The sequence below is a fragment of the Microvirga sp. 17 mud 1-3 genome (assembly GCF_003151255.1).
GTDB lineage: Bacteria > Pseudomonadota > Alphaproteobacteria > Rhizobiales > Beijerinckiaceae > Microvirga.
The window spans coordinates 1550660-1568505 of the sequence record NZ_CP029481.1; the positions used below are offsets into that span (position 1 = coordinate 1550660).

The 17846-nt window shown below is 63.9% G+C and carries 16 protein-coding genes and 1 pseudogene; 16 read left to right on the top strand and 1 reads right to left on the bottom strand.

The features are described from left to right. Positions 1 to 5: 5 nt before the first annotated feature. From dsbD to C4E04_RS07270, 5 genes and pseudogenes are all read left to right on the top strand, one after another. A complete protein-coding gene (gene dsbD, locus C4E04_RS07250) occupies positions 6 to 1847 on the top strand; it encodes a protein-disulfide reductase DsbD (protein WP_109596255.1) in 1842 nt (613 codons plus the stop codon). Between the two features lie 35 nt (positions 1848 to 1882). Then, positions 1883 to 2512 (top strand): DsbA family protein, encoded by a 630-nt coding sequence (locus C4E04_RS07255; protein ID WP_109596257.1) that lies wholly within the window; start codon positions 1883 to 1885, stop codon positions 2510 to 2512. A 51-nt stretch (positions 2513 to 2563) separates the two neighbouring features. After that, positions 2564 to 3229 (top strand): annotated as a pseudogene (locus C4E04_RS07260) (L,D-transpeptidase); the annotation flags it as partial. Between the two features lie 122 nt (positions 3230 to 3351). Beyond that, entirely contained in the window at positions 3352 to 4497 is a 1146-nt protein-coding gene (locus tag C4E04_RS07265) for a c-type cytochrome (RefSeq protein ID WP_109596261.1), read from the top strand. Positions 4498 to 4675: 178 nt separating this feature from the next. Continuing rightward, on the top strand, positions 4676 to 5584 hold the full coding sequence (locus tag C4E04_RS07270; RefSeq protein WP_109596263.1) for a DMT family transporter: 909 nt from the start codon (positions 4676 to 4678) through the stop codon (positions 5582 to 5584). Between the two features lie 18 nt (positions 5585 to 5602). On the opposite strand, the gene C4E04_RS07275 is transcribed toward C4E04_RS07270, so the two are convergent. After that, positions 5603 to 6313: a GntR family transcriptional regulator gene (locus C4E04_RS07275; protein ID WP_109596265.1), complete on the bottom strand. Its 711-nt coding sequence runs from the start codon at positions 6311 to 6313 to the stop codon at positions 5603 to 5605. Between the two features lie 168 nt (positions 6314 to 6481). On the opposite strand from C4E04_RS07275, the gene C4E04_RS07280 reads away from it, so the two are divergent. The 11 genes from C4E04_RS07280 (at position 6482) to C4E04_RS07330 (ending at position 17587) form a co-directional block, all read left to right on the top strand. Further along, positions 6482 to 7219, top strand: coding sequence for an SDR family NAD(P)-dependent oxidoreductase (locus C4E04_RS07280; protein WP_245416264.1), 738 nt, complete (start codon positions 6482 to 6484; stop codon positions 7217 to 7219). A 27-nt stretch (positions 7220 to 7246) separates the two neighbouring features. After that, positions 7247 to 8464, top strand: coding sequence for an ABC transporter substrate-binding protein (locus C4E04_RS07285; protein ID WP_109596267.1), 1218 nt, complete (start codon positions 7247 to 7249; stop codon positions 8462 to 8464). A 65-nt stretch (positions 8465 to 8529) separates the two neighbouring features. Beyond that, positions 8530 to 9432: a branched-chain amino acid ABC transporter permease gene (locus C4E04_RS07290; RefSeq protein WP_109596269.1), complete on the top strand. Its 903-nt coding sequence runs from the start codon at positions 8530 to 8532 to the stop codon at positions 9430 to 9432. A 4-nt stretch (positions 9433 to 9436) separates the two neighbouring features. Next, on the top strand, positions 9437 to 10444 hold the full coding sequence (locus C4E04_RS07295; protein ID WP_210204606.1) for a branched-chain amino acid ABC transporter permease: 1008 nt from the start codon (positions 9437 to 9439) through the stop codon (positions 10442 to 10444). Further along, on the top strand, positions 10437 to 11198 hold the full coding sequence (locus tag C4E04_RS07300; protein WP_109596271.1) for an ABC transporter ATP-binding protein: 762 nt from the start codon (positions 10437 to 10439) through the stop codon (positions 11196 to 11198). The genes C4E04_RS07295 and C4E04_RS07300 overlap by 8 nt, the downstream gene beginning before the upstream one ends. After that, complete coding sequence (locus C4E04_RS07305) at positions 11191 to 11904, top strand: ABC transporter ATP-binding protein (RefSeq protein ID WP_109596273.1); 714 nt, start codon at positions 11191 to 11193, stop codon at positions 11902 to 11904. Before C4E04_RS07300 ends, C4E04_RS07305 begins: the two co-directional genes overlap by 8 nt. Before the next feature lie 3 nt (positions 11905 to 11907). Further along, positions 11908 to 12729: an SDR family NAD(P)-dependent oxidoreductase gene (locus tag C4E04_RS07310; protein ID WP_109596275.1), complete on the top strand. Its 822-nt coding sequence runs from the start codon at positions 11908 to 11910 to the stop codon at positions 12727 to 12729. Then, on the top strand, positions 12726 to 13475 hold the full coding sequence (locus C4E04_RS07315) for an SDR family NAD(P)-dependent oxidoreductase (RefSeq protein WP_109596277.1): 750 nt from the start codon (positions 12726 to 12728) through the stop codon (positions 13473 to 13475). The genes C4E04_RS07310 and C4E04_RS07315 overlap by 4 nt, the downstream gene beginning before the upstream one ends. A 15-nt stretch (positions 13476 to 13490) precedes the next feature. Next, entirely contained in the window at positions 13491 to 15197 is a 1707-nt protein-coding gene (locus tag C4E04_RS07320; RefSeq protein WP_109596279.1) for an FAD-dependent oxidoreductase, read from the top strand. A gap of 23 nt (positions 15198 to 15220) precedes the next feature. Continuing rightward, on the top strand, positions 15221 to 15823 hold the full coding sequence (locus C4E04_RS07325; RefSeq protein WP_109596281.1) for a glutathione S-transferase: 603 nt from the start codon (positions 15221 to 15223) through the stop codon (positions 15821 to 15823). Positions 15824 to 15964: 141 nt separating this feature from the next. Next, positions 15965 to 17587, top strand: coding sequence for an ABC-F family ATP-binding cassette domain-containing protein (locus C4E04_RS07330; RefSeq protein WP_109596283.1), 1623 nt, complete (start codon positions 15965 to 15967; stop codon positions 17585 to 17587). Positions 17588 to 17846: the final 259 nt, after the last annotated feature.

Genomic DNA, 17846 nt, shown 5'->3' on the forward strand with positions numbered 1-17846 from the left:
TTCGCTTGTCCCATAATCTTATCCGAATTGTGTTCGCGCTTGCGGCATGGATTGTCGGCTCGGCCGGAGTGGAGGCTCAGTCCAGGATCCCACGCGCCGACGAGGTTTTCCGGCTCAGTACCTCAAAGAGCCCCGATGGAGGTGTCTCCTTCGAATGGGAAATCGCTCCAGAAACCTATCTTTATCGCAACAAAGTAGCGGTTTCGGTCGCCTCTGACGGTTCCCGGCCGATCCCGGTCGAGACCAGCGCGGGCACGAATAAGGACGATCCCACTTTCGGCGAGACCGAGGTCTATTACGAGGCCGCCCGTGCGGTTGTTTCGGCGGGCGCCCTGGCGGCTGCAGGCTCGCCACAGACCATCCACGTCACCTACCAGGGCTGCGCGGAAAAGCTTGGGATCTGCTATCCGCCCGAGACGAAAGCGCTCGACCTTGCGGCGCTTCCCATTGCGCCCGGAGAGGAGGGCAAATCCGCCGCTGCGGTCTCATCCCCCAATGACGTGTCGGCGGATCTGTCGTTGCCGGCCGAGACACCAGCCCCGTCCACGATTGCCACGCCGACATCGGAGGCCGGCGCATGGATGGGCGGTAGCCTCGCATCAACCCTGGCGGCCTTCCTGGGTTTCGGCTTGCTGCTCACTTTCACGCCTTGCGTGCTGCCGATGATCCCGATTCTGTCCGGAATACTCGCCCGCAGCGGCGGGCGGCTCTCGGCGGGCCGGGGCTTCGCGCTCTCCACTGCCTATGTGCTGGCCATGGCGGCGGCCTACGCCCTGCTCGGCATTGCGGCCGCATGGTCCGGACAGAACCTGCAGGCAGCCCTTCAGGCGCCCTGGGCGCTCGGGGCCATGAGCGTTCTGTTCGTCATCCTTGCGCTGTCCATGTTCGGGCTGTTCGAGCTTCAGCTTCCGAGTTCCTGGACCGGCTTCATTTCAGGGAAAACCTCCGGCATGGGCGGCTCGCTGTCTGGCGCAGCGGTTCTCGGCTTCACGTCCGCCCTGATCGTCGGCCCCTGTGTGACGCCGCCGCTCGCCGGGGCGCTGCTCTATGTGTCCCAGACCGGGGACGTGGCGCGCGGCGCTGCGGCCCTGTTCATGCTTGGCCTCGGCATGGGCCTGCCGCTGATTGCGTATGGCACCCTCGGCGCCAGGGCGCTGCCGAGATCGGGGCCGTGGCTGGTGCGCGTGAAGCAGGTCTTCGGCGTGGTCTTCCTCGGGATTGCGGTCGCGATGATCTCCCGCATCGCACCGCCGCAGGTATCGCTCGCCCTCTGGGCACTGCTCGCCATCGGCGCAGGTGTGTTTCTGGGTGCCTTCGATGCACAGCCCGACGGGTCCCTGCGCCGGCTGGCGAAGACGGCCGGCATTGCGGCGGTTCTCTATGGCGGGACACTGGTCGTCGGCACCGCCGGCGGCGCAAGCGACCCGCTCCAGCCGCTCGCATTCCTGGCGCGGGACGCCCAGCCTGCTGCAGCGACGGAGCTGGCGGCATCGCGCGTAACCACGCCCGCCCAGTTCGACGCGGCACTCCGCACGGCGCGGGCGCAGGGCAAACCGGTCCTCGTCGACTTCACGGCCGGGTGGTGCGTGACATGCCGGGAAATCGACCGCACGGTCTTTGCCAATCCGGTCGTACAGACACGGCTCAAGGACGTTGCAGTCATCCGCGCGGACGTGACGGATTACAATGAAGGCAGCCGTGCGCTGATGCAGCGCTTCGAGGTGGTCGGACCTCCGACCATGTTCTTCCTCAGCCCCAAGGATGGCCGGGAAATTCCAAGAACGCGTCTGATCGGCGCCGTCGACGTCAACCTCTTCCTCGACACGATCAACCTCGCAGGCCTCTAGGCTGAACCTTCCCTTTCCAACCCTCGGTGTTATCCATGGCTCATTTCATCAAGACCCTGTTTGCCGCGCTGTTGATGGCGGTGGCTCTCGTGCCCCTGTCGGCGCCAGCCCAGGCTCAGGCCAAGGCCATTTCGGAGGAAGCGATTCTGAACGATCCAGAGGCGCCCGTGGGCGGCAATCTCACAGGCGACATCACGATCGTGGCGTTCCTCGACTACAACTGTCCGTACTGCAAGCGATCGGCGCCGGACCTGGAGAAACTGGTCAAAGCCGATGGCAAGATCAGGCTCGTCTACAAGGATTGGCCCGTCCTTACGCCAGCCTCCTTCCACGGCGCCCAGCTCGCACTCGCGGCCAAATACCAGGGCAAGTACGAACTGGCCCACCATGCCCTGATGAGCCTTCCGGGCCGCAGGAACGACAAGGACAAGATGACCGAAGCCATCCAAGCCGCGGGCATCGACATGGAGCGTCTGGCCCAGGACCTGAAGCAGCATGGTGCTGAGATCCAGTCGCTCCTCCAGCGCAACCTCGATCAGGCAGAAGCCCTTGGGCTGACGGGCACGCCGGCCTACCTGATCGGCCCGTTCAAGGCCGCCGGAGCGCTCAACTACGAGCAGTTTCAGCAGGCGGTGGCCCAGGCCCGCGCCCAGGGGCGGCAATAACCGGCCTTCGCTTCGCGTCCGATCCTTATCTCACTCCGCTACGGAGCTTGCATGACCATTCTCACTCGGCATACCGGCCTTCTCCGCGCTTTCCTCCTGCTTCTGCCGGTCGTTCTGGCCGGCTGCAACACGACGGCGCCACCACAAGCCGTGGCCGCTGCGGCGCCAGCGGTCGATCCCCTGACTGCCCGGCGCTATGCGGCAATCCATGACGAGAAGCATCAGGTTCCGGGCGTCGACCCGTCAGCCCTCAAGCCGCGCAACGTGCGTCAGCTCGTGGATTATCCCACCAAGGAGAAGCCCGGCACCGTCGTGATCGATACGAATGCCCGTTTCATCTACCTCGTGCAGGAGGGCGGCAAGGCACTGCGCTACGGGGTCGGGGTCGGCAAGGAGGGGCTGGAGTTCAAAGGGTCGGCGAATGTGCAACGCAAGGCCCAATGGCCGCGCTGGACTCCGACGCCCGACATGATCCGGCGCGAGCCCGGACGCTACAAGCGCTGGACCGGCGGGATGGAGGGCGGTACCGCCAACCCCCTCGGCGCCCGCGCCCTGTACCTGTTCAAGGATGGAAAGGACACGCTCTACCGCATCCATGGTACCAATGAGCCGGATACCATCGGCGAGGCGGTGTCCTCGGGTTGCATCCGCATGATGAACCAGGACGTGATCGACCTTTACGGCCGCGTCCCCCTCGGCAGCAAGGTGATTGTCCTGTAAAGATTATTCATTCCGCTGCGGAAGAGGCGGGACTCGTCGCCCTTTTCGAGCCTTCGGGTCCGCGTCCATTCCGGTTCGGTCAAACATAAGCGTCGCCAGTCATTGCCAAGGATATGCCCATGGATTGGAGAATTTTCATCGGCTACAGCCTCGCCGGCGTGGCGGCGCTGGCTTATGCCGGCTTGACCAGCGGCCCCGAGCATCGCCCGCAACCACCGGCGACGAGCGGGGCGGGCGCCCGGGTGGTCGAGAGCGCGGCGGCGCCAGTTGCGCCATCAGCGGCGCCAGCCCAAGCCAACAAGGCGCCAGAGAGCGCCAGCGCAGCCCCCGCTGGAGCAGCCAGCCCTTCCGGAGATGGGTGGAGCGTTCCCAATGTCGACGACCTCCCCAACGATGCATGGGGCAGGGCGGTGCGCTTCGGCCGGGATCTCACGGCCGCCACCTATGCCCATATCGGCCCGGAAGTGGCCGACACCTCCAAACGCTATGCGGGCAATAACCTCTCCTGCCAGAACTGCCATCTGGATGCAGGCACCAAGAAATTCGGCCTGCCCTTCGTGGGCGTGTTTGGCGATTTCCCGCAGTATCGCCCGCGGGAAGGGGGCGTCGGAACCATCGAGGATCGGGTCAACGGCTGCATGACGCGCAGTATGAACGGCAAGCCCTTGCCTCTGGACTCCGCCGAGATGACTGCGTTCGTCGCCTATATCAAGTTCGTGTCGACCGGACGTCCTATCGGCGCCAAGACCGACGGGCGCGGGTCGGGCAGCATCCCGGAACTGACGCGGCCCGCCAATGTGGAGCACGGCAAGGCTGTCTACGCCGAGAACTGCGCCGCCTGCCATCAGGAGAACGGGCAGGGGGTCCGCAGAGGGGTCGTGGGCGATGCCAAGGGTTATGAGTTCCCACCCCTATGGGGACCGGACAGCTTCAATAACGGCGCCGGCATGGCCCGCCTGATCGCGGCCGCAAACTTCATCCACAGCAACATGCCGCTCGGCGCGAGCCTTGAAGCGCCGGTGCTCTCGCCGGAGGATGCCTGGGACGTCGCCGCCTATGTCCAATCCCATGCCCGCCCGGAAAAGGCCGGTCTGGAGAACGACTTCCCGGTGCGGTCGCAGAAGCCGCCGGATGCGAGCTACCCGCCTTTCGCCGACGGTTTCAGCCAGGAACAGCATAAGCTGGGTCCCTTCCAGCCTATCCGCGAGAAGCTGAAAGAGCTGAAGGCGTCGGAGACCGAGAAGGCGACATCCACCACGAATTGAACCTTGCGATTACGAGCGCCTGAATGGAGCCGCTGACCTTTGGGAAGCGGCTCTCTTTCCTGTTGGCACCGTCTTCTTCGAGCCCGGACCGGATCCCCTCCGCCGAAAAATGCTCTAAAGGAGAGGCCAGAACGTTTCATCGCGGACCGGAGGGTCAACTCCGGCGAGGATATTCCCCGTGGCTCTCTTCGCTCTCGGCACGTCATTCTGCATCGCGCTGGCCAGCCTGATCTCCGCCGAAGTGGTGAAGGCCGTCGGCGGGCCCATGGCACTATCGCGCTGGCGCATGCTGATCGGTTTTCTCATCCTGGCCCTGATCGCGACCGCCGTGGGCGGCTGGAGCACCGTCTCGGCGCATCATTTTCCGCTGATCCTTCTCTCGAGCCTCGTGGCCATCGTCGTCGCGGACCCTGCACTGAATGCCGGTATCGCGCTGATCGGCGCGCGCCGAACCGGCCTGATCTTCTCGTTGAGCGCGCCGTTTGCGGCGGCGCTCGGGTTTCTGACACTCGGGGAGACCCTGCGTTGGAGTCAGCTGATCGGCTGCGCCCTCGTCGCCTGCGGAATTGCTGTGGCAGTGGGCTTCAGCCGTAGACCGGCATCCAGCCCGGATGCGAAACCCGACAGCTCCGTTCACGCGGAGGTTCGCCTGTCAGGCGCGGGAGTTCTCCTGGCCGTGCTTGCGGCCTTCGGTCAGGCGGTCGGGATCCTTACCATGCGGCCGGTGATGCTCGACAATCCGGACCCGTTCGCCGTGATGGCTCTGCGGGGCCTCGTGGCCGTCGTCGTCCTCTGGGCCTACCACCTCGCATTCCCGGGAACCTGGAAGAACGGTATCGGCGTTCCTGACCGGAAGACCATGGCCCGGGTCGCGATTGGGGTCTTCATCGGCTACGTGGTTGGCATGTCGATGCTGATGATCGCTCTGACAGGAACGAGCGTGGCGGTCGCCTCGACCCTGTCCTCCATGGCGCCTGTCGCCATCCTGCCGATGCTGTGGCTGCGTACCGGGACCAGGCTTCCTTGGCAGGCCTGGTTCGGCGCCTTCGTGACGGTTCTCGGCACCGCAGTCCTTTTCCTGAAGTAGAGGCCGAGCGGGCCGCCGTCAGAGTGAACTGACCTCGTCTGCCAGATTGAACCTGATCCGTTTCTGCTGAAGGCCCTTGTCGAGGGAGCGCTGGAGGACAAGGCCTGCGAAATAGACATGTTCGCGCATGAGATACTCGGCCCGTTCGCCGTCGCGTTCCGACAGAGCCTCGGCGATGCGGTGGTGATCGTCATGGGAGCGCTTGATGATCTCGTAATCCTCCCAGACGAAGATGCGGTCGGAGGCCAGCGGCACGTTATGGCACTGCCGCACGAAGTCCGTCACATAGCGATTGTCGGCGGCCTGGATGACGGTGTCGTGGAACTCGACATTCATCTGCCGGTAGGGGCCGAGATCGTCGGGATCGAGAAACCCTTTAGAGAGGATGCGGTCGCCTGTCTCGACGCATTCATCGAGCACCCGGAGAGCTTCTGGTGACATACCGCGCCTTGCGGCGAGTCCGCAGGCGAGGGCTTCCAGCCGTGCCCGGACGTCGAATGCCGCAAGCACATCGCTGAGCGAGAAGGCGCGGACCGTATAGCCGCGGTTAGGTTCGTAGATCAGGAGGCCCTCGTTCATGAGGGTCGCGAGTGCCTCGCGCAGCGGTGTACGCGAGACACCAAGGGATTCGGCCAAAGGGATCTGCTGCAGTCGCTCGCCCGGCGGAATCTCTCCCGAAAGGATGCGCTCCCGCAGAAGGTCGCCGATTTCCGTAGAGCTGTTCGCCACATTCGCCTCCCGAGAGGTCCAATTCGCTGAGGATTGGATACAATCATTCGTAAAAGAGGGAAAGCGGATTGACAAACTTGTCTTTCTCTTGCTCGATTGTATCCAAGAGATGGCTACAGACCGTCCGCGGAGGAAATTTTGACACGGCAGGCGCAACGAGTTGCGCTGGTGACCGGTGGAGCCGGAGGCATTGGTGCCGCGGTTTGCCGGACGCTGGCAGAGGATGGCCTCACCATTGCGGTCACGGACAAGGATCTCACCGTGGCGCAGGAGCTTGCGGAACGGCTGCCCGGCTCCGGGCATCGGGGCTTCGCCGTCGATGTGTCCGACGAAGGCTCTGTGAGGCGCCTCTACGACGAGGTCGAGTTGTCCCTCGGCAAGGTCTCGGTTCTCGTCACCTGTGCGGGCGTTCTGCTGCTGCGATCTGATGGATCTCGCAATGAAGTGGTCGAAACCTCTCTCGATGAGTGGGAGGTGACGCAGGCCGTCAATGCGCGCGGGACGTTCCTCTGCTGCCGGGAATATGCGCAGCGGATCGGCCCGGCCCCCATCGACGGACGGGTCGTCACGCTCTCGTCCGTCGCTGCGCAGCTTGGCGGATATCGCTCCAGTTCCTCCTATATTGCCAGCAAGGCCGCGATCCTCGGGCTGACCAAGGGACTTGCCCGGGAACTCGCCCCGAAGCGCGTAACCGTGAACTCGGTCGCTCCGGGCCTGATCGACGCGCCCATGCTGCGCCTGTCGCTCGATCCCGCCGACGACGAAAAGGCTGCATCCACCATTCCTCTCGGGCGCCTCGGCACGCCGGAGGATGTAGCGGGCGCGGTGCGCTTTCTCGTCTCGCCGGCAGCTTCGTACATCACGGGGGTCACCATCGACGTCAATGGCGGCTACCGGATGCAATAGGCCTCAAGGCCGAAATGGGAGGAAACAATGAAAGTCACGGCAAAACAGATATGGCTTGGAGCGGCCCTGCTGGCGGCAGGTCTCGTTCATGCGTCACAGGCCGGCGCGCAGGAGCCTGGCCTCACGGACAAGACAATTAAGATCGGCATGTTCTCGCCCCTGTCAGGGGCCAACATGGCCTACGGCTTCGATGTCGTGAACGCCGCCAAGATGTACTATAACAAGATCAACAAAGAGGGCGGCGTCCACGGTCGCCAGATCGAGCTCGTCGTCGAGGACGACCGCTGCAACGCGAACGATCTCGTCTCCGCGGTCAAGAAACTGGTGGAGCAGGACCAGGTCTTCATGCTCAACGGCGGATCGTGCTCCGCGGCTGCCGTCGCGGCGAAGGATTATGTCGTCCGCAGCAAGGTCCCGTGGGTCATGCTCAATGCCTCGGCCGACGGCGCTCTGTATCCGCCGACCGACTATATCTTCGGCGCCTATTCGATCACGCAGTATGCGGTCGGCGGCTCGGTCGTGGATTTCGGCAAGGAGCATCTGAAGGCCAAGAAGATCGGCTACATCAACCATGACGATGCCTATGGGGCCTGGAACCTCGAGGCGGCGCAGGACACCGCCAAGCAGCTCGGCGTCGAGCTCGCGGTGGAGTCCATCAACCCGAACATCACGGACGTGACGGCACCCCTGATCAAGCTCCGGGCCGCCAATCCGGACATGATCGCGATCACGACCTATGCGAAGCCAGCGGCTCTCATCATCAAGAAAGCGCACGAACTCGGCATCACGAAGCCCATCGTGCTCACGGTGACCGGCACAGCCAACATGTCCCAGCTGGTGGAGAATGTCGGCAACAAGGATGCGCTCAAGAACTTCTATGTCCAGGATGTTCTCGCTGACGTGCCCGGCGGCCCCAAGATCAAGTGGGTCTACGACATGTATAAGGAGAACTATCCGGACCTCGCCGCAAAGCCGGACCACCCGCAGGCCTATATGCCGTATGGCATCGCTCCCGCCATGTCGGTCGTGAATGCGCTCAAGGAGGCCGGGCCCAACCCGACCCGCGAGAAGGTGGCCGAGGCCCTGCGATCCCAGAAATTCGACTCCGGCGTGATGGCCGGCCCCATCGAATTCGGGCCGAACGATCGCGCGGCACAGGAATCGACCATCTACCTGAAGTTCGATGGCAGCCAGCAGACCCTGATCCCCGGCTCGTTCCAGAGCCGCTGGAAGTACAAGGGCTGAGTTAAGCATCCAACTTCCGCGGAGGCCTGGCGCCTCCGCGGCCCCCCTGACTTAGCGAGGTCGGCATGACGCTCGAGGTGGCACTCCTTTTCCTGCAGCAAGGCATCGCCTCCGGCCTGGTGGTCGGCAGCGTCTATGCGTTGCTCGCTCTCGCCATCGTTGTCATCTTCAAGACATCGGAGGTGCCGAACTTCTCGCAGGGCGAGATGGTGATGGCGGCGGGCTATATTGCGCTCTACCTGCTCGTCTTCCGGAACCTGCCGCTCTGGGTTGTGATGCCTGCGACGATTCTCGCGGCTTTCGCAGGAGCGGCCCTTTTCCGGCGTCTGATCCTGAATCAGGTGGCGCGGGCAAACGGAAGCCCGGTCAATCTCGTGATCGCGACGCTGGGGCTCTCGTATGTTCTCAGAGGGTTCGTCCGGCAGACCGGGTTCGGCGATACGCCGCGCTCGTTTCCCCCGGTTATCGAGCCGCAATCGATCATGATCGGGCAGGCCTCCGTGACGACCCTGGACCTCGTGATCCTCGCAACGGCGGTCGTCGTCATGGCTGCCTTCTTCTGGATGTTCAAATACACGAAAGTCGGGCGCGCCATGCGGGCCGTCGGCATGAATCCTAAGGCTGCACAGCTCGTCGGCGTTGATCTCACGCGCATCCACATGATCGTGTGGGGCTTGTCAGGGGCGATCTCGGCCGTCGCCGCACTGCTGATCTCGCCGAAGGTGTTGATGACGGCCGATATGGGTTCCATCGTGACCCTGGGCTTCGCCGCGGCCATCGTCGGCGGTTTCACGAGCCTGCCGGGCGCGGTCGTCGGCGGGTTCCTGATCGGCATCATCGAGAATCTCGTGGGTCTTTTCGTCACCTCGCGGGCCATCGTGCTCGCGCCGTTCCTGGCCATCATGCTCGTGCTCGTCATCCGTCCGCAGGGGCTGTTCGGTGGCCGCGTCGAAATCAAGAAGGTCTGAGCTCATGTCCGACAAGACGGCCGCCATGGCTCCTCGCTCCGAGGCCAGTCTGCCGGCGGGCTGGTCCGCACGGGGCATTCCTTTCGTGCAGATTGCGCTGCTCGCCCTGGCGGCGGCCGCCCTGGTCATCCTGCCCTTTGTGGTGACCGGATACGTTCTCTATATCGCCAATCTTCTCCTCGTATTCGTGGTGCTCTGCCTCGGTCTCCACCTCGTAATCGGCGAGACGGGGCAGTTCGCACTGGCGCACGCGGCTTTCTATGGCATCGGCATCTATACGAGCGGGCTGGCGGGCAACGCTTTCGGGTGGCCTTTCCCACTGTCCATGCTCCTCGCTGGGCTGATCGCCGGGGCGGTCGGAGTTGTGATCGGTGCTGTCGCGCTGCGCATGCGTGACATCTATCTGGCGCTCGCGACCTTCGCGTTCGGCGAGGCCATGCAATGGGTGTTCCTGAACTGGGACCGGGTAACCGGAGGCCCGAACGGCCTGCGGATCAGCCCGGCCCGCCTGGGCGCCTTCGAGATCCTCAGCGACAAGCAGGCCTATCCGGTCGTGGTCGTCATGGCGCTGTTGATGCTGGTCCTGACGATCATCATATCTCGCTCGCGCCTCGGCCGCGCCTTCCGGGCCGTGCGGGAATCCGAGGTCGCCGCGATGGCGATGGGTGTCCCGGTGCGCCGCGCCAAGATCGTAGCCTTCGGGCTCTCGGCTTTTTATGCGGGCGTCGCGGGCAGCATGTTCGCGACATTCTCCACCTATATCCATCCGGACAGCCTCGGCTTCCAGACCACGATCCTGGTGCTGACGATGGTCGTGGTCGGGGGGCTCGGCTCCATCGCCGGCGCGGTCGGCGGCGCCATTGCGTTCGGGCTCATATCCGAGGTCCTGCGCCAGACACCTTCGTATCAGGAGATCATCTACGGGCTCATCCTGATCGTCTTCATGATGTACGCCCCGCGCGGCGTCTTCGCGTTCATTCGCGACAGGATGGGGAGGGCGGCCCGTGGCTGATCATCTGCTCCAGGTGCATGACCTCACTGTCAGGTTCGGCGGCCTGACGGCGGTCAATCGCTTCGACATTTCCGTAGAACGCGGCACGATCCACGCCCTGATCGGGCCGAACGGTGCCGGAAAGTCGACGACGTTCAATTGCATCTCGCGGTTCTACCAGCCGACGACCGGGACGATCCTCCTCGACGGCACGGACGTGACGACCATGCCGGCCAGTGCCATGGCACGGCTCGGTGTCGCGAGGACTTTCCAGAACCTCGAGCTGTTCGGGGAGCTGACGGTTTTCGAGAATGTGATGATCGGCGCGCATGTCCACGCGGGGCGGACATGGCGCGATGCGCTGTCGGCGCGTCCACCCGAGGTCGCCGAGCACGCCGAGCATCTTCTGGAGCGCACCGGCCTGTCGGCCTATCGCCATACCCGTGCCCGCAACCTGGATTTCGGGCATCAGAAGCTTCTGGAACTTGCGCGGGCTCTGGCCATCCGACCGCGCCTCCTCCTGCTGGACGAGCCCGCCGCCGGCCTCCGCAACCGGGAAATCGCCGCCCTCGATGCGCTGCTCACGGATCTTTGCCGCCGGGAGGGGATCACGATCCTGCTCGTGGAGCATGTCATGCAGCTCGTCATGGCGATCTCCGATCGGATCACTGTCCTGAATTTCGGAACGAAGATCGCGGAGGGCACGCCCGAGGACGTCCGGAACGATCCCGCCGTCATCGAGGCCTATCTGGGACAGGAGATGGCTCATGCCTGACCTTCTCGAACTGACCGGCGTTTCCGCCTCCTATGGCCGCATTCAGGCCCTGTCGAATGTATCCCTCCGGGTGCAGGAGGGCAGCGTCGTGGCGCTGCTCGGCAGCAATGGCGCCGGAAAGACGACCACGCTCAACACGATCTCGCGCCTCGTGCCCGTCACCTCTGGCAGCATCCTGTTCGACGGCAAACCCATCGAGAACTGGCCGTCCCACAAGGTGGTGGAAGGCGGAATCGCACAGGTCCCGGAAGGGCGGGAGGTCTTCCGGGACATGAGCGTCCGTGAGAATCTCGAATTGGGCGCCTATAGACGCAAGGACACGGCGGCGGTCCGGTCCGATTTCGAGCGGGTGCTCGACTATTTCCCCAAGCTCAAGGAACGGCTGCAGCAGCGAGCCGGGACGCTCTCGGGCGGGGAGCAGCAGATGCTCCTGATTGGCCGCGCGCTCATGATGCGTCCGCGTCTTCTCCTGTTGGACGAGCCTTCGCTCGGCCTTTCGCCCGTGCTCGTGCAGCAGATCTTCGGCATTATCGACCGCCTGCACAAGGACGGGCTCACCATTCTGCTCGTCGAGCAGAACGCCGCCATCGCTCTGGCGTGTTCGCGCTACGCCTACATTCTGGAAAACGGTGAAATGGCCCTTCAAGGTCTCTCGGACCAGCTGCGTCGTGACGACGGCGTGCGCCGGACCTATCTCGGGCACTGACGCATGGGGCGCTTCGACGGACGTGTATTCCTGATCACCGGCGCCGCCCGCGGGATCGGCGCAGCCGTTGTGCGTCGCCTTGCGAGCGAGGGTGCGGCAATCGCGGCCGCCGATCTGAATTCCGAGGGGCTGGACGATCTGCGCGAGGAGATGGGAGGTCAAGGCACTCCGATCCTGACACGGACGCTCGATACTCGCCGTTCGGACGATGTCGACCGTTTCGTTGCCGATATCGAAAGCAGGCTGGGTCCGCTCTGGGCAGCGGTTCCCTGCGCGGGCGTCGCGCGTGCCCGGCCCGCAGAGTCGATGCAGGATGATGATTGGGCCACCGTGATCGACGTCAATCTGACGGGTGTCTTCTATACATGCCGCGCCGCTGGCCGGGCCATGCTCGCGTATGGCAGGGGAGCCATCGTCAATGTTGCGTCGGTTACGGCACTCGGCGGGCAGCCGGGCCGGGCCAATTATGCGGCGTCGAAATGGGGATTGGTCGGACTGACCAAGACCCTTGCGACGGAGTGGGGCAGGCGCGGCATTCGCGTCAACGCGGTTGCGCCGAACGGCGTAGACACGCCGATGATCCGGGATGGCATTCCGGCGCCCTTCCTTGAAGACGTGATGCTCGACCGCACGCCGCTCGGGCGCTTGGCGCAGCCGCATGAAATCGCCGCCGCCATCGCGTTCCTGCTCTCTGACGATGCGGCCTACGTCAATGGCGCGGTGCTCGAGATCGATGGAGGTCTGACGGCCGGGTTCCTCACCCACCGCCACGGAGCCGACTTCGCGACGAAATCCATATCGGCAAGCCAGGGAGAGAGCGCGTGAACGGAAAGGGCAGCGGCGACAGGCCTGTCGCGTTGGTGACGGGCGGAGCCCAAGGCATCGGACGCGCCATCTGTGAGCGGCTTGCGCGCGACGGCTTTCATGTGGTGGTCCTCGACCGTAACGAGGCCGCGACCGAAACCGCCTGCAGGGAGATGAAAGCCGGCGGCCTGTCCGCACAGCCAGCCTGCGTCGACCTGACGGATCATGAGGCGATCCGCTCGCTCATAGGCGAGCTTCCGCCTCTTTCTGCCTTGGTGAACAATGCCGGGATCTTTGACGAGCGGCGCTTCTTCGATCTCACGGCGGAGGATTTCAGGCGTGCCTACGAGGTCAACCTCGTCGCGCTGTTCGCCCTGTCGCAGGCAGCCGCGGAGCGAATGGCTGCCGGGGCCAAGATCGTCAACATCGCGTCCCGCGCCTTTCTGGGAGCGAGAAACCACGCTCATTACGTCGCGTCGAAGGCTGCCGTCGTCGGCTTCACGCGGGCGATGGCGATGGAACTTGCGGGCCGCGGAATCCTGGTCAACGCCGTCGCGCCTGGACTGATCGACACGCCACTGCTCGCGGCACTCACGCCCGATCGTCTTGCCGCGCAGCTCGCGCTCCAGCCGACCGGCAAGGCCGGGCGTCCGGAAGATATTGCGAACGCAGTGGCTTTTCTCGCGTCGCCCGGAATGGACTTCATCACCGGCCAGGTCCTCCTAGTGGATGGCGGCAAGTCCCTGGGCGGCGGCATGGGCCTTTGAAACAGAGATTGCTTGATGGCTGATCGTAGCGAGACGTTCGACGAAGCTTATGATGTCGTGGTCGTGGGGTCCGGTGCCGGAGGCATGGCGGCGGCGCTCGCGGCTCGCAAGGCCGGCCTCGACGTCATCGTCGTCGAAAAGGCTGCCTGGATCGGCGGCAGCACCGCCATCTCCGGTGGGGCCGTGTGGATCCCTAAGAACCACCACCTCGCAGATGTCGGCCTTGAGGATGACGACACGCAGGTCCTCTCCTATCTTCGAGCCATTCTGGGAAACCGCCTGCGCCAGGACATGATTGAGGCATTCCTTGAGAACGGCCCGCGGATGGTATCGTTCATGGAGCGCGAGACCGAGGTCGTCTTCCAGGCCCGTGCCTATTCGCCCGATTATCAGCCCGACCTGCCGGGCGCGTCCCTCGGCGGGCGGACCATCGACCCGGCACCGTTCGATGGCCGAACCCTTGGCCGGAACTTCGGTCTGCTCCGCCCGCCTCTGAAGGAGTTTCTGGCGTTCGGTGGGATGATGGTGAACCGGAAGGACATCGACGCTCTCCTCGGCATATCGAGCTCTGTGGCCAATCTCCGCCACGGAATGGAAATTCTTCTCCGGTATTTCGCAGATCGGGTGTCCTATCCGCGTGGCACGCGCCTGTTGATGGGCAATGCACTGGCGGGACGGCTCCTGAAATCGGCGCTCGACGCGAGAATTGTCCTGCGCACGGAGACTTCCGCCAAGAGGTTGATGATATCTGAGGGCCGTGTTGCCGGGGTCCTTGTCGAGCATGGGGGACGAACGGCCAGCATCGGTGCGCGGCGCGGGGTCGTGCTGGCTGCCGGGGGCTTTCCGGCCGACGATCGAATGCGCGCTGAGTTCATTCCGTTCGCCGACCGGCACAAATCCATGGCGCCTGCCGCGAATACGGGCGACGGCATCAGGCTTGCCCTTGAGGTTGGCGGAGTAATCGACGAGGACAATATCGGGAATGCCTTCTGGGCACCGGTTTCAACGCTGAAAAGGGCTGACGGGACCGAGATCCGGTTCCCGCATCTCATTCTCGACCGGCAGAAGCCGGGCCTTGTGGCCGTGAACGGGGCAGGGCGGCGCTTCGTGAACGAGGCGGTCTCGTACCATGAGTTCGTGGAGGCGATGCATCGTTCCCATGAGACGGTGCCGACGATCCCGGCCTTCCTGATCTGCGACCGGGCCTTCATCCGGCGTTATGGCCTCGGGCTCGTCCGCCCCGGCCTTCGCCGCCTGCGTCCCTTTATCGATGCCGGATATCTGATCGAAGCCGGCAGCATCCAGGAACTCGCCCGAAAGCTGGAGATCGACCCCGTGACCCTGTCGGAGACAGTGCGCCGGATGAACGATTACGCGGCTTCCGGTCATGACCCCGAATTTGGCAAGGGCTCCAGCGCTTATAACCGCTATCTCGGCGATCCGGCGCACAAGCCCAATCCCTGCCTGGGGCCGATCGCGACGGCTCCCTTCTATGCGGTTCGCGTTTGGCCCGGGGATATCGGGACGGCTGCCGGCCTCAAGGTCGACGCCAAGGCCCGTGTTCTCGACCGGGGCGGCGAGCCGGTTCCGGGGCTGTTCGCCTGCGGCAACGACATGAACTCCATCATGGCCGGAGCCTATCCGGGCGCCGGCATCACGCTCGGCCCCGCCTTGACCTTCGGCTACATTGCCGGCCGGGAGCTGGCCCAGTCAGCCGCTTGACACGAAAAGGAGTGCCCTTTGCCATGAAGCTGTTCTATTCCTCGACCTCGCCGTTTGTCCGCAAGGTCCTTGTCGTCGCCCATGAACTTGGCCTCGCCGACAGGATCGAGCGCCTCGCCTGTGCGGCCCATCCGGTCAATCGGGACAAGACGATCATCAAGCACAATCCTCTTGGCCAGGTGCCGACCCTCCTGCTCGAGGATGGGCGCATGCTCGCGGACAGCCGCGTCATCTGCGAGTATCTAAATGACCAGGCGGGCGGCACGATCTTCCCGTCCGGCCCGCAGCGGTGGGACGTGCTCGTCGAACAGAGCTTGGCGGATGGATTGCTGGATGCGGCTCTTCTGGCCCGCTACGAGCGCGCGGTTCGGCCACCCGAGAAGCTCTGGCCGGAATGGCTCGACGGGCAAATCGACAAGATCCATACGGCCCTCGCGGCACTCGAAAAGGCCGCGCCGGGGCTCGGCGACCGTGCTGATATCGGAACTATTTCCTACGGATGCGCCCTGGGATATCTCGACCTGCGCTTTGAAGATTTGAACTGGCGGGAACATTATCGGGCCGCGAAGGACTGGTTCGCGCGCTTTGACGAAAGACCCTCCATGCGGGAGACCCGGCTCGGATAATCCGTCAGAGCTCAAGCGTGAGGCCGTACCGCCGGTGCGGCCTTGCGTCTCGACCAAAGGCGAAAAGATCGCGGCGGAGCCTTCTCGTCGCGAAGCGCGACCCATGGCATAAGGCCGCCGAATTTCCCCGGGCCAAGGTCTATGATTCGCGTCGAGAATGTCAGTAAGCAGAGCAGCCATCGGATCCTCTTCGTGGAGGCTTCCGCGACCCTGCAGAAGGAAGAAAAGGTCGGTCTGGTCGGCCCGAACGGTGCGGGGAAGACCGCTCTCTTCCGCATGATCAACAGGGAGGAGCAGCCCGACGAAGGCCAGATCTCCGTCGATCGGGGCATCACCGTCGGCTATTTCAGCCAGGATGTCGGCGAAATGGCGGGTCGCAGCACCATTGCCGAGGTGATGGATGGCGCCGGCCCGGTGAGCACCGTGGCTGCCGAGCTTCGGGAGCTGGAAGCCGCAATGGTGGACCCGGACCGGGCGGACGAACTCGACCAGATCATCGAGCGCTATGGCGAGGTTCAGGCACGGTATGAGGAGCTGGATGGCTACTCCCTCGAGGGGCGGGCGCGAGAGGTCCTGGCCGGGCTGGGCTTCAGCCAGGAGATGATGGACGGCGATGTCGGCGCCCTGTCCGGCGGCTGGAAGATGCGGGTCGCACTCGCGCGCATCCTTCTGATGCGCCCGGACGTCATGCTCCTGGACGAGCCGAGCAACCATCTCGATCTGGAGAGCCTCATCTGGCTGGAGGCTTTCCTGAAAGGCTATGACGGCGCGCTGCTCATGACCTCGCACGACCGCGCCTTCATGAACCGCATCGTCAACAAGATCATCGAGATCGACGGCGGAAATCTGACGACATATTCGGGCGATTACGAATTCTACGAGCAGCAGCGAGCCTCGAACGAGCAGCAGCAGCAGGCTCAGTTCGAGCGTCAGCAGGCGATGCTTGCCAAGGAAATCAAGTTCATCGAGCGCTTCAAGGCACGCGCCTCTCATGCCGCTCAAGTGCAAAGCCGGGTCAAGAAGCTGGAAAAGATCGACCGGGTTGAGCCTCCGAAGCGTCGTCAGGCCGTCGCCTTTGAGTTCCAGCCGGCGCCTCGCTCGGGGGAGGATGTTGTCAGCCTCAGGGGCGTCCACAAGCGTTATGGCAGCCGCAGCATCTATGAAGGGCTGAACTTCGCGGTGCGCCGGAAGGAGCGCTGGTGCGTCCTTGGCGTGAACGGTGCCGGCAAGTCGACGCTGCTGAAGCTGGCAGCGGGAGCGACGGATCCCGATGAGGGAACGGTGAATATCGGCAGCAGCGTGAAGATGGGATACTTCGCTCAACATGCCATGGAATTGCTGGAAGGTGATCGCACCGTGTTCCAGTTTCTGGAGGATGCATTCCCGCAGGCGGGGCAGGGCTCCCTTCGCACCCTTGCCGGATGCTTCGGCTTCTCGGGCGACGACGCAGAGAAGAAATGCCGTGTGCTCTCAGGTGGCGAGAAGGCGCGCCTTGTCATGGCAAGGATGCTCTACGATCCGCCGAACTTCCTGGTGCTTGACGAGCCTACGAACCATCTCGACATGGCCACCAAGGAGATGCTGATCGCCGCGCTCTCGCGCTACGAGGGCACCATGCTCTTCGTCTCGCACGATCGCCATTTCCTCGCTGCATTGTCAAACCGGGTGCTCGAACTGACGCCTGAGGGAGTTCAGCAATATGGCGGCGGCTACACGGAATATGTGGCGCGCACCGGCCAGGAGGCTCCGGGCTTGCGGAACTGAGTAGAGCGCAGGGGCGCCTCCGAGCTTTGGCCTCGAAACCGCGACTGTCTTTCCAGTAACCGGCCCGCGAGGCAGACGGCGCAGATCCGATTTTCGATCGTTATACCATAATCCGGCATATTCGGGCTTGTCCTGTAAGATCAGCCTTCTTGCCGGATAACGATCTCCATTATTCCTGACCGAGGCACTTGCACTGGGGTTGTCGGCCGTGAGGCGGACCCTACGATTAAGTTTCTCAGGACTGGCGAATATTGGAGAT

What these genes read in the sequence shown, in the direction of transcription:
- C4E04_RS07290 (WP_109596269.1), top strand. Translation starts at nt 8,530, where the DNA reads ATGACGCTCGAGGTGGCACTCCTTTTCCTGCAGCAAGGCATCGCCTCC.
- C4E04_RS07325 (WP_109596281.1), top strand. Translation starts at nt 15,221, where the DNA reads ATGAAGCTGTTCTATTCCTCGACCTCGCCGTTTGTCCGCAAGGTCCTT.
- C4E04_RS07295 (WP_210204606.1), top strand. Translation starts at nt 9,437, where the DNA reads ATGTCCGACAAGACGGCCGCCATGGCTCCTCGCTCCGAGGCCAGTCTG.
- C4E04_RS07310 (WP_109596275.1), top strand. Translation starts at nt 11,908, where the DNA reads ATGGGGCGCTTCGACGGACGTGTATTCCTGATCACCGGCGCCGCCCGC.
- C4E04_RS07320 (WP_109596279.1), top strand. Translation starts at nt 13,491, where the DNA reads ATGGCTGATCGTAGCGAGACGTTCGACGAAGCTTATGATGTCGTGGTC.
- C4E04_RS07330 (WP_109596283.1), top strand. Translation starts at nt 15,965, where the DNA reads ATGATTCGCGTCGAGAATGTCAGTAAGCAGAGCAGCCATCGGATCCTC.
- C4E04_RS07285 (WP_109596267.1), top strand. Translation starts at nt 7,247, where the DNA reads ATGAAAGTCACGGCAAAACAGATATGGCTTGGAGCGGCCCTGCTGGCG.
- C4E04_RS07265 (WP_109596261.1), top strand. Translation starts at nt 3,352, where the DNA reads ATGGATTGGAGAATTTTCATCGGCTACAGCCTCGCCGGCGTGGCGGCG.
- C4E04_RS07305 (WP_109596273.1), top strand. Translation starts at nt 11,191, where the DNA reads ATGCCTGACCTTCTCGAACTGACCGGCGTTTCCGCCTCCTATGGCCGC.
- C4E04_RS07255 (WP_109596257.1), top strand. Translation starts at nt 1,883, where the DNA reads ATGGCTCATTTCATCAAGACCCTGTTTGCCGCGCTGTTGATGGCGGTG.